The following is an 11,474-nucleotide window of genomic DNA, read 5'->3' on the forward strand; positions in this document are numbered from 1 at the left end:
GTCAGCGCTAGCCTCCACTCCAACCAGTCTCGGCTAGGATCCGTCGTTCCAGGGCCGGAATCAACGTTTCTACATAGCTTCGGTTCAGGTGGTCGAAGTCGCGGTACACAAAGACGTTACCGATCATCGCTGGGCAGGTGTTGTCCGTGCAGATCCGGTCAGTCAGGTCCACCGAGTGGAACAGCGGTTCGGTCTCGGCGATGGCGTCCGCCGGGTTCTCGGGCAGTAGCACCTCGGCCCGGTCAGGATTGCATTGCGGAGCGTCGACGCCCTGCAGCTCCGCGCACTCAAACATATTGAATGGGAACCGGGGATTGTCTCGGATGGAGATCACCTCTACGCCCTCATCGAGGAACGGCTGGATTCCAGCCTGGTAGTCCGGCACCAGAGATTCGCGCGGCTCGTCTGTGTAAGTGATGGTGCCCAAGGTCAGGATGGCATCAGGATTCTGGTCTTGCGCATACTCTCGCGCAGCGGCGTTGAATGCGTTGCATTCGTCGTCGCGCTCAGCCGATTCGCCCCCGTAGCGACAGGCATCCTTCAGCAAAGCAACCACTCGCCAGTTGTTTTCAAGGGCGATGGGCCCAATGGCTGACATCAGCTGGAGTGCGTGCGAGTCGCCGATGACGATGATGGTCTTGTCCGGTTCCGCGTCGGGCTCAATCTGGTGGCAGCGTTCGAGGAGCGGGTCTGAGGTCAGATAGGGCGGGGTGCAGCCTGGTCCAGCATTACCCCACTCGTTCCCAAGGTCTGTAGCCGCAGGGATGGGGTCGGCGTCGGGAACCCCGCCGGCTGGGTAGTCCGGGGCTAAAGCCGCCGCCCCTGGGTTCAGTGCGTCCGGCTGGGACTCCAACTGGTGTTCGTTGGACGAAATCTGGGTTTCCCAACCGGTCAGTGGCACTGCGACGACCAACGCAAGCGCCACGGTCAATGTTGCATTACGACGACGACGTCGGTGCACCCAGCGCCACGACCGTATGGGTCGTTCAACCAGACGGGTCGTTACCGCCGCCAGTAGGATCGATGCGCCAATAATCACCGCGCCAACGCTGAATGAAGCTCGCTCGGCCCCAGAGACCACCAGATAGGTAATCAGGATGGGCCAGTGCCACAGATAGAGCGCGTAGGACATGCCTCCAAGGCGAAGAATCGGAGGCGCTGAGAGAAGCCGATCGATACCCCACCTGCTGCCTGTCTGACCGGCGGTAATCACAAATAGAGCACCGACGGTCGGAACCAGGGCTATGTAGCCCGGAAAAGCGTCTCCGACGGGAATGAGGATGCCGCAGAGGGCTATTGCCAGAAGACCAATCCACCCCATCAACACGCGCGGAATCTTGTGTGGCCGCAACCAGGGTAGGGCGAGGGCTAGGAGGGACCCGAGTGCGAATTCCCAGAGACGTGCCCGCGTATCGAAGTAGGCGAAGGCCTGGTTCTGGATCGTCTCGCTCACCGAAAACGACAGCGACATGATGAATATCGTGGTGAAGACTGTGCCCGCTACCACCCGGAAAGGCGACCGTAGCGCTCTGGCGGCGGCTGCGCAGCCGGCGAGCAGCAATGGCCACAGAATAAATACTTGCCCCTGAATCGATAACGACCAGAAGTGCTGCATCGGGCTGACAGCCGCGCTCGCTGCCTGGTACTCAACAGCTCCGAGCGCCAATGACCAGTTCTGAAAGTACAGGAGGGAGGCCCAGCCATGGTCGATGATTTCTCCCCACCTGGCCTGAGGAAAGACGAGCAGGGCGGCTGCGATGGTGGCCAACAGTACGATCACCGCTGCCGGTACAAGCCTTCCAAACATCCGTACCCAGCGCCCCAAGAGGTCGAGTGGTCGCTGGGTCTCGACGCGCCCGGTAAAGGACAGTGTCAGCAGGAACGCGGAGATCAGGAGGAAGACGTCGACGCCGCCCGAGACTCGATCTAGCCAGATGTGGTAGACGACCACCATAAGGACAGCGACCGCCCGTAGTCCCTCTACTTCAGGACGGAACGCCTGTTGGCTCTTCCGTGGTTCCGCGGCGGAGCCCAAAACCAACCTCTTTCATTGCTATCTGCGTGGATATTTCGCCCATGAATGAGCTGCGGAGAATCTTTTCGTTCAGCGCAAAGGGGAACCATGAGCGTAACTACTCCAGCAGCCAACGTCGAAGTGTGCGAAATCCGTCGAGTCTAAGCGGGGTAGAGCTGGTATGGGGGGAAGTGTCAACGTGAGTCCCTGGCTTGATCGGTCATTGTTGCGATGAAGTCGTCGGCGCGGTCAAGATTCACCGCCATGGCTTTGCGCCGAACCCGCGCCTCTTCAAGGAACCTGATCAGCGTTTTTTCTGCTGGCCCTTCAGTACCCTTGCTCCGACTGATGGCGTCGAGCAGATCGGCGACTTCGTCGAGACTAAACCCCAACGCGCGTGCCTGTCTTATTAGCACCAGCCGCTTGAAGTCGTCTTCTGAATAGATTCGGAAACCACCGTCAGTTCGGGCTGATGGGTGGAGTAAGCCGATCTCGTCGTAGTGCCGGATTGTCCGCAGGGACAGCTGCGCGCGTTCGGCGAGTTCGCCAATCTGCATCATGCACCGTCCTTCGTAGGAAAAGTAATGGATTTAACTCTACCATTACGTTAGGGTAAGGTCAGTAGTGGAGCTGGCGAATCCGGCACCTCCCACCTTCTTCTTTGGCGCAGTGCAGCGCCCGTTTTCCCTATCAAACCGGAGGCACGATTGTGTCCGCCCGAGCACGAAATGGAGCCCGCATGGCGACCAATGCCTATGCCACCAATCTGGATACGAAGTTAACACCCGAACAAACCCAGTCCGTCTGGCGCACCCTGCGCTCACCCCGGCGTCTGCGGACCGAAGTCCTTGCCGGTTTGGTAGTCGCTCTCGCCCTGATCCCCGAGGCCATCGCGTTCTCGCTCATCGCCGGAGTGGACCCCCGCATAGGCCTCTTCGCCTCCTTCACCATGGCCGTCTCCATCGCTTTCCTTGGTGGACGACCAGCCATGATTTCCGCCGCTACCGCTGCTACCGCCCTAGTGATTGCACCGCTGGTGGCGAGTCACGGGCTGGACTACTTTATTGCAGCAGTAATCTTGGCAGGTATTTTCCAGGTGGTTCTGGGACTTGTCGGCGTCGCGAAGCTGATGCGGTTTATTCCGCGCTCGGTCATGGTGGGGTTCGTCAATGCACTGGGTATCCTGATCTTCACTTCTCAGCTTCCCGAGCTCCTTGGGGTACCTTGGCTGGTTTACCCGATGGTGGTCGTGGGCCTACTGGTGATCTACCTTCTTCCTCGGCTCACCAGAGCCGTTCCCGCCCCGCTTGTCGCGATCGTGATTCTTACCGTTGTCGCCGTCGTCTTCGCTCTCAACGTGCCAACTGTCGGCGATAAGGGCGATCTGCCGGAGAGCCTGCCTTCCCTCTTTTTCCCGAATGTTCCACTGACTTTCGAGACCTTCCAGATCATCGCTCCCTTTGCTCTTGGTATGGCTGTAGTTGGTCTGATGGAATCTCTGATGACCGCCAAGTTAGTTGATGACATCACTGATACCCGGTCCAATAAGGTTCGTGAGTCCTGGGGCCAGGGCACGGCAAACATCATCACCGGCTTCTTCGGTGGCATGGGTGGCTGCGCCATGGTCGGGCAGACGATGATCAACATCAAAGCCTCGGGCGCACGCACCCGAATCTCGACATTCCTTGCGGGAATATTCGTTCTGATCCTCGCCGTTTCGCTTGGCGACATCGTTGCGCTCATCCCGATGGCCGCCCTGGTGGCGGTAATGATCTTTGTCTCCGTTGCAACGTTCGACTGGCACAGCGTCAAGATCGACACGCTCCGTCACATGCCAAAGAGCGAGACCACGGTCATGGTGGCGACCGTCGTCTTCACGGTCTTCACCCATAACCTGGCCATCGGTGTGATCATCGGTGTGCTCGTAGCGATGGTTGCTTTCGCACGCAGGGTTGCCCATTTTGTCAGCGTTGAGCGGACGATCGAGGAACACTTCGGCGTCACCTTCGCCAAATATGTTGTCAGCGGGGAATTGTTCTTCGCTTCTTCCAACGATCTGTACATGCAGTTTGAATACGCCGAGGATCCAGAGAAGATCGTCATTGACATGTACCAGTCGCACCTTTGGGACGCGTCTACGATCGCTGCACTGGACGCGATTATTGAAAAGTACCGCCATTACGGCAAAGAGGTCGAAATACAGGGCCTTAACACTGCCAGCGCCGCCATCCGGGATCGCCTCGCAGGGCGACTTGCAGGAAGCCACTAACGGAGCAAAGGTGTCCTGCGGAGGGCCGAGAGTAGCTGGCAATAGATGAGGAAACAGTGAAAAAGCCAAGGGGCACCGGATCATGGTCCGGCACGGTACTTGCCGCCGCACTGATTACCGCCGCTACGGCGCCGGGTCAGACTGCGGGGCTCTCACCATTCACCGATCCGTTGATCGAGCAGCTCGAAATCTCCAGGACGGACCTTTCGTTTAGCTACCTCATCGGTACGCTCGCCGGTGCAGCAGCCCCCCCATTCATTGGGAGGGGGCTGGACCGGTGGGGTGCACGAAAAGTGATTACCGTGGCGGCGCTGGTATTCGCGGGTACGCTGCTGGCTCTGAGTTTCGCTACCAACATTGCCGGTCTGACTGTCGGGTTCGTATTCCTTCGCATGGCCGGGCAGGGGGCACTAACCCTGGCCGCCACAACTGCGGTGGTGAAGGCTCTAACCACCCGACGTGGTCTCGCGCTCGGAATAACCGCAGCAGTCGGTTCAGCCGGTATCTCCTTGACCCCAGTTCTCGTGAATCGGCTGATCAGCGCCGGTGGGGTGGAAATGGCATGGCGCTATCAGGCAGTTGCCGTGCTCGTGATTATCCTGCCGATGGTCCTCCTGCTTCCCAGATACCGGAAAACGGCGCCCCCAAGGCTCGCTTCCGGGGAGTCCCAGCCCCATCCTGAGACAATTCCGGGCGCCGACTGGTCCAGCAGCCAGGCAGTTCGGGCCCCCATTTTCTGGGCCATAGCTGCAGCGCTGGCTGCAACCGGAGTGCTCACCACCGGTCTCGCTTTTCACCAAATCTCTATCCTCACCACTCAGGGCCTAACCAGCACCGAAGCCGCTGCGAACTTCATCCCCCAAACCATCACTGGCATCCTCGCGACTTTGGTGGCGGGGGCGCTTTCTCATCGCGTTGACCCACGGTTTGCACTGGCTGCTTCGATGGCGCTTCTTGCTGCAGCGCTAGGTTTCCTGCAGGTTGTCAACGGACTACCTACCGCACTTATTTATGGCTTGATACTTGGTGCGGCATCCGGCTCGATCCGAGCTATCGAGCCAATCGCCTTGTCGCACTACTTCGGCACAGAGAATATCGGCGGTATCCGAGGCATCATTACCGCCATCAACGTCGGGTCGACAGCTCTGGGTCCGATACTTTTCTCACTCGGGCGCGATCTGACAGGGAACTATTCTGTGCCTAGCCTGATATTTGCGCTATTGCCGGTGTCGGTAGCAGTATTTGCGCTGCTGTGTCCCGCGCCCGGCCGGAAAGGCAAACTAATGGCCAGGGGTGCCAGCCGCTAGAATTCGGATGCCCTGCTGGTGAAACGCATTGGGGCGTTGAAGGTATTCCTGTGGGCCCAACCTTTGGGGACCGCCCAACACGACCCTCTGGGGGCTGATCGGATTCACGGGCCCGGCTGCTGGTTCCGGGACTTTTATCGCCTCTGCTTGGGTGGCGCCGGACACCCAGTCTCAATGTGGCGAACCCGTTGGTGACCCGTCGGGCGAATGAGGGCTAGGAAATTCGATGTCGTGTGTAGTAACCGGGTGCAAGGAAAAAGTTAGCGGAACCAGTGTGGTCCCCCAGTCGGTCGCTGGCGCCCAGCCCGGTGATCGGGCGGCTCAGCGCTCAGGCAGCGTTTTGACTGAATTCCTCGGTGCAGTCCTCGCAGAAGACTTCGTCAACTAGTTCGCCGCAACACTGACACCTGTGATTAATGTTTGTCATGGATAGACATTACGAAACGTACCCGCCGGGTCACGAGTAGGGAATACTCGTTTTCCCCATCCGTGATGCAGGTAGAGAGTGCCAAATCCACAAATGAGGCATCACCAACCTTGCAGACGGTCTAGGGTTTTGCCGCGGTCGCATCGTCTGCCGGTACGACGACGGTGTCCTGGTGGTTGTCCATGTCGTCCATCTCGCCATTTGAATCGGCGTCTGACTCCTCTTGACCATCGCAGGGGGGAGCTGGAACGGCCGGATCGCCGTCCCCGGCCTCTTCCTCAATAGCGTCATCCGCCTCAGTAGTGCCATCCACAGGAGTGGCCGAGGCATCGGAGGCAACCTGTTCGTCGTCGGTCACTGGTACGGGAATCGGTACCGGGAACGGCGACGCATCCTGTCGGGGGCCGTGTCCCGGCGTCGAGTCCTCACCGGATCCACTTCCAATAGCCTGGACTGTCTCAGGTTCGGTGCAGACCAGAGCTGGGTCAGGGTCCGGTTCAGGAGCGGGTGAAGGCTCAGGTTGGGGTGTGGGCTCGGGGCCGGGAGCGGGCGGGGGAGTAGTTTCATTTTCTGGCTCAGGCCCCGGGGAGCTGGGCGACGGTGCAGGTTCATCCTGTTTCGTTGGGGCCGCTGACGGACTTGGGCTCGAAGAGTTCGGGCTCGAAGGACTCTGGCTTGACGGCCCCGGCTGAGGCTTATCCTGTTCTGACAACTTGGGTTCGGATGGTCTGGCAGTGGGTCGGGGAGTCGGCTTGGAATCATGAGCAACCGGGTAAGAGTGCCGTGGCGGGGCCGAGCCGGCAGCAGGCTTCGGAACTGCTGGCGCGGCAACAATCGCCGGTCCATGCACCCCTTCGATGCGACTGTCACCCGTATCGTGTGACACCTCGTGAGGCATGGCAATTACCCATGGCACTGCATTGCTTGATGCACCCCCACCCGGTGCGTAGGAGGTCATGTCCGGTGTTCCCACCTGGGATGCGGGATTCAGCGGTGTGAGCGTCCATCCTCGAGGATCAACGTGGGACCCATCGCGAATGGTTTCAAAATGCAGATGACAACCCGTTGAGGACCCGGTTGACCCGACGGTCGCCAGAATCTCGCTGACTTCAACGGTAGCTCCGGCTTCAACCGAAATCCCCTCAAGGTGGTTGTAGGTGGTGATCAGCCCGTTGCCGTGATCGATCTCCACTCGATTCCCGCCACCCCAGGGGTGCCACCCGACGGCCCGTACCGTTCCGGCATCCGCCGCATGAACTGACGTACCGCAGGGTGCGGCGAAATCCAGTCCGTAGTGGAACTCGCCCGCCTCGCCGGTGAGCGGGTTGATGCGCTCGCCGAATGGGGAACTGGGGCTCAGTGTTCCCAACGGTGACATGAGTGTTCCCGGCCCGGGGCGGGCAGGGCCGTCGGAGGGATCGCTGGTGACCTGAAGCCCGTTATCAGCTGCCCTGGCCTCCTCCGACGCAATACCGCTGTTGGGTTGACCGGGAACCATAACGCCGTTGGGCTGACCAGGAACCAGAAAATCCTGCATCTCAGGAGCTGGGATGGCCAATAACTCACGTCCAACCCATCCAGTGGGCACTGCAGCCGACACGGCACTTCGAGTTGCGGCCGCTGCTAACTGACCGGTCGTTCCTGGGGTGGAGTTTTGATATCCGGAGCCGCAGACTGCCGCCATAACTACGCATACCGCAAGGGTTGTCCGCGTGGCGGACTTGCGCAAACCCGGGGTCTTCGGGGAAAAGATTGGTTGGACAGTTTTCACGATTAGCTCCAGAGCTATCCCTGCTGAGCAAGCTGGCCAGTTAGGTGAATTCCCATTGCGGCGAAAACGAATCGACCCCAACCCACTCACCCCTGCGAGGAAAGTTTCTTAAGTACCCCCTCAGATTGGCTTACCGCACCAAGATGCGCAACGGCTTGAAGGCGAACATTCGAGGAATCGAATGACTTCCTAGGGTTTTACCAAGCTAGCTCTCTTGAGTGGGCTTGCAGCAGGTGTCTCTCGACGCGCAGTCTATTCCTTGGGCGATATCAGGGGCGGGCGGGATTTCCTAGGCTGTAGCTTCGGCCAGCACATCCTCGTAGAACGGGTAATCGATGTATCCCTCGGCGCCGTGTGAATAGTAGGTCGCAGGGTCGGGCTCGTTCAGCGGTAGGCCTTCCTGCCACCGGCGGGCCNNTTCGCGATCGCCTGACGGCCGACGACGACGGCGTCTCCGAGCCGGGATGCGAGGATGCTCTCGGCTTCGTCACGGTCGGTAATCACGCCGAAGCCGCTGTTCACCAGGAAGGGTCCGCCGAAGCGCGAACGGAGTCCCTGGATCAGTGAACCGGCTGGGTCTTCGTGGAGGACGCTCAGGTAAGCGAGGTTGAGGGGTGCGATAGCGTCGACCATTGCGCCATAGGTAGCGAGGATGTCGTCGGGATCTGCGGGTAGCACGTCCCTGCCGCTGGTGCCCGGGGAAATCCGGAGTCCCACCCGCTCGGCGCCGACCGCTGCAACTACCGCCTGGACTACCTCGGCCATGAAACGGGCGCGGTTGGCGGGGGAGCCGCCGTAACCGTCGTCGCGCTGGTTGGTTTCCGGGAACATGAACTGGTGGAGGAGGTAGCCGTTGGCCCCATGAAGCTCAACACCATCCATACCAGCGTCGATCGCGTTCCGTGATGCCTGGACAAACTCATCGATGACGCCGGGAAGTTCGTCAGTGGTCAGGGCGTGGGGAACCGGGTACGGCAACTTGCCATCATAGGTTCGGGTTTCGCCATTGATCGCCACAGCGCTCGGAGCAACGACCGTGTGCCCGCCAGTGGTTGCCTCGTGTGTGACCCGTCCGGCATGCATGACCTGGGCAAAGACCCGCCCACCGGCGTCGTGCACAGCAGTAGTGACATTGCGCCAGCCGGCCAACTGTTCCGCTGTCACTAGGCCTGGCTGGCCGGGGAAGCCTCGGCCGGCGTCACTCGGGTAAGTGCCCTCGGTGACGATCAGCCCCAATGATGCGCGCTGCCGGTAGTGCTCAACCACGAGAGGGCCAGGAACGCCCTCCCTGCTCGAGCGGACCCGGGTGAGGGGGGCCATGACGATACGGTTGGGCAGTTCCATGGCACCAATGGTGAGCGGGGTGAAGAGAGTCACAAGCAGCACTTTCCGTTGAAAATAGGTTCTGCAAGGGGCAACCCCGTCCAGGTCCGACCTATTCCAGGGCCGGTGTAGGCGGGAATAGCTAGCCACTGATATCGCTTACCTAGCTGTCACCCCGTAGGCCCTTTCGGGATGCTCAGAGGGGGCCCAATTATGCGTAATCGTGCAACAATATCTCCTGCACATTGGTCAGGAATTTCATGGTTATACTCGGTGGCTGCATCAACCACACAGCTTCAGCGATTTTCAAGAGAACGGCACCGGAATGGCAACGGATTACGACGCACCACGCAACAACGATGAGGACAAGGAAGCCGAGTCCCTCGAAGCCCTTCAGGCTAACCGTGGCAGCAAATCCCAGTCGGCTTCAGTTGACGTCGAGGATGCCGACACTGCCGAAGGGATTGACCTTCCTGGTGCGGATCTTTCGGGTGAGGAACTCCTGATCCAGGTAATTCCGCCGCAGGATGATGAGTTCACCTGCTCCTCCTGTTTCCTGGTCCGCCACCGCAGCCAGGTTGCCCGCCAGAAGGGCGACCTCCTGTTCTGCCGGGAATGCGAAGGCTAACCACCCGAAGACTTCTCCACCGCGCCGTCGACGGACCACTCCTCGGTCTGTCGACGACGCGGCGTGAGGATCGGGTGTGACGGCTAGTGGCCCAGCAGATCCTCATCGCCATGGCTGAGGGGCGAACCGCCAAGGTTGGCGCTGTCGTCGCTGCCATCGATCTCTGATTCGTCAGCGGGATCGCCGAAATCGACGTCCGCGGCGGCTTCGCCCAGCGTCGGTACGGCGTCGTCGCCCTCAGATCCATCGCGCAGTACCTGCTCAGCAACGGTGCCTTCCGCGGTCACCGTCGCAGCCGGTTCGTCCTGAAGTAGCGGGTCGTTTCGCCACTGGTCAGGGTTGTCTTCCGCAGCGCCCGGGTAGTTGTCGGGCTGTCCCGCAGCCACCGGATCCAGCTCCTCGGCTTCCGCTGTATCGATTGCGTCGGTGATACTCAGTTCCTCTTCGGGGAGGTTTGATTCAGTCATGACATGCACCTTTCGAGTCAACACGTGAACTACCCAGCCTACTGACCTCTTGGCGGAGGAGATAGTTTTATCGCGGTCAGACCGGTTCAATAGAGGTATGAGAACCCACACATCAAGCAAGGAAAAGACCAGCGCTGACCTGTATCGCCAGATAGCTGTCACTGCCAGCATGATCTTCTGCCTGGTGGGATCGATGATCGGTGTCGGAGTCTTCGGCGGGACGCCCATTGCAGAGGCGGCTGGCGGGGCATTGGGCACGGATGCCACCCTTCTGGCCCCGGCGAGTGCGGCGTTTTCCATCTGGTCAGTGGTGTACGCGGGCTTGGTGGCTTACACCGTCTGGCAATGGTTGCCGTCACAGCGATCCGCGCAGCGGCAACGATCGCTCGGCTGGATGGTCGCAGTGTCAATGGTGTTGAACGCGGTCTGGATTCTGAGCATCCAGGCCGGGTGGCTCAATGCGAGTGTGCCGGTGATTCTGGTGCTGCTTGCAGTCCTGACCGTCTTATTTCTGCGCTACAGCGGCCGGCCAGCATCATCGTGGCCTGAGGCAGTGATTGTCGATGGCACGCTGGGCCTGTATCTTGGCTGGGTCTGCGTGGCGGTGTGCGCGAACATCGCTGCAGCGCTGACCGCTGCAGGCTTCGACGGGTTTGGCCTGAACGAAGAAGTTTGGGCTGTCGCTATCCTTGCCGTCGTTGCACTGGTTGGCCTAGGGCTGGCGCTCAAAGGCAAGGGTCGTCTCGCCGTCGCGGCGGCTATTGGTTGGGGACTCACCTGGATCGCGGTTGGGCGCACCAGCGGCGACATGGAATCGGCGACGACGTCGATCGCTGCCGCCGTCGTGGCGGCAATCGTCCTGCTTGCAACAGTCATCATCAGGGTGCGCTCCCGCAGCCATGCAGGAGCGGCGACTTCCGCGCTGCGGTAGAGCTTCGCGCCCCGCCTCTGGCTGCGCCGCACCCCTGGCCGCACCCCGTCCAGCCCAGCCCCGTATCCTCTGGCCGCACCCGCCCGCCAGAGCCCCGCATCCTCTGGCCGCACCCACCCGGCCAGAGGTGACATGTGGTGGGCCGACGGCTTTTTGAATCACCAGATCTCACGTCTGGGGCGGAGCTGCCAGGCACGCTGGGGCTGCCCAGGGGGCGGTGCTGGCTCAATGGGTGCTTCTAGAAGGGCGGGGGTATGTCGGCTGGTGGGGCTGGTGGTGGGTCGGCTGTGGTGAGGTAGGTTTCACCGGCAGGCGAGATCGCGATGATGGTCCCGGG

At 60.5% G+C, this 11,474-nt stretch carries 9 protein-coding genes and 1 pseudogene; 5 read left to right on the forward strand and 5 right to left on the reverse strand.

Annotated features, from left to right (window positions below):
• Positions 1 to 7: 7 nt before the first annotated feature.
• Both B384_RS0111960 and B384_RS0111965 read right to left on the reverse strand, forming a co-directional pair.
• Positions 8 to 2,035 (reverse strand): acyltransferase family protein, encoded by a 2,028-nt coding sequence (locus B384_RS0111960; protein ID WP_237715305.1) that lies wholly within the window; start codon positions 2,033 to 2,035, stop codon positions 8 to 10.
• Positions 2,036 to 2,208: 173 nt separating this feature from the next.
• Entirely contained in the window at positions 2,209 to 2,574 is a 366-nt protein-coding gene (locus B384_RS0111965; protein WP_019483345.1) for a MerR family transcriptional regulator, read from the reverse strand.
• Positions 2,575 to 2,753: 179 nt separating this feature from the next.
• Here B384_RS0111965 and B384_RS0111970 point away from each other — a divergent pair, with 179 nt between their 5' ends.
• The 3 genes from B384_RS0111970 (at position 2,754) to B384_RS20625 (ending at position 5,978) form a co-directional block, all read left to right on the forward strand.
• Complete coding sequence (locus B384_RS0111970) at positions 2,754 to 4,283, forward strand: SulP family inorganic anion transporter (protein ID WP_019483346.1); 1,530 nt, start codon at positions 2,754 to 2,756, stop codon at positions 4,281 to 4,283.
• Positions 4,284 to 4,339: 56 nt separating this feature from the next.
• A complete protein-coding gene (locus B384_RS0111975) occupies positions 4,340 to 5,590 on the forward strand; it encodes an MFS transporter (RefSeq protein WP_019483347.1) in 1,251 nt (416 codons plus the stop codon).
• 226 nt (positions 5,591 to 5,816) lie between these two features.
• Complete coding sequence (locus B384_RS20625) at positions 5,817 to 5,978, forward strand: hypothetical protein (protein ID WP_156809082.1); 162 nt, start codon at positions 5,817 to 5,819, stop codon at positions 5,976 to 5,978.
• A 160-nt stretch (positions 5,979 to 6,138) separates the two neighbouring features.
• On the opposite strand, the gene B384_RS21125 is transcribed toward B384_RS20625, so the two are convergent.
• Together B384_RS21125 and B384_RS18785 are read right to left on the reverse strand one after the other, a co-directional pair.
• Positions 6,139 to 7,554, reverse strand: a complete 1,416-nt coding sequence (locus B384_RS21125) for a M23 family metallopeptidase (RefSeq protein ID WP_237715306.1) — start codon at positions 7,552 to 7,554, stop codon at positions 6,139 to 6,141.
• A 523-nt stretch (positions 7,555 to 8,077) separates the two neighbouring features.
• Positions 8,078 to 9,132: pseudogene (locus tag B384_RS18785) on the reverse strand (alkene reductase).
• A gap of 304 nt (positions 9,133 to 9,436) precedes the next feature.
• Between B384_RS18785 and B384_RS0111995 the strand changes: the two are divergent.
• Positions 9,437 to 9,739, forward strand: coding sequence for a DUF4193 domain-containing protein (locus tag B384_RS0111995; RefSeq protein ID WP_019483350.1), 303 nt, complete (start codon positions 9,437 to 9,439; stop codon positions 9,737 to 9,739).
• Between the two features lie 83 nt (positions 9,740 to 9,822).
• Here the strand turns inward: B384_RS0111995 and B384_RS0112000 are convergent, their stop codons facing one another.
• On the reverse strand, positions 9,823 to 10,206 hold the full coding sequence (locus B384_RS0112000; RefSeq protein WP_019483351.1) for a hypothetical protein: 384 nt from the start codon (positions 10,204 to 10,206) through the stop codon (positions 9,823 to 9,825).
• A 97-nt stretch (positions 10,207 to 10,303) separates the two neighbouring features.
• Between B384_RS0112000 and B384_RS0112005 the strand changes: the two genes are divergently transcribed.
• The gene (locus tag B384_RS0112005; RefSeq protein WP_019483352.1) at positions 10,304 to 11,137 is read left to right on the forward strand and encodes a hypothetical protein; all 834 of its coding nucleotides are present in this window, start codon (positions 10,304 to 10,306) and stop codon (positions 11,135 to 11,137) included.
• Positions 11,138 to 11,474 lie beyond the last annotated feature (337 nt).

The sequence above is a fragment of the Arthrobacter sp. TB 23 genome (assembly GCF_000294595.1).
Lineage (GTDB): Bacteria > Actinomycetota > Actinomycetes > Actinomycetales > Micrococcaceae > Arthrobacter_D.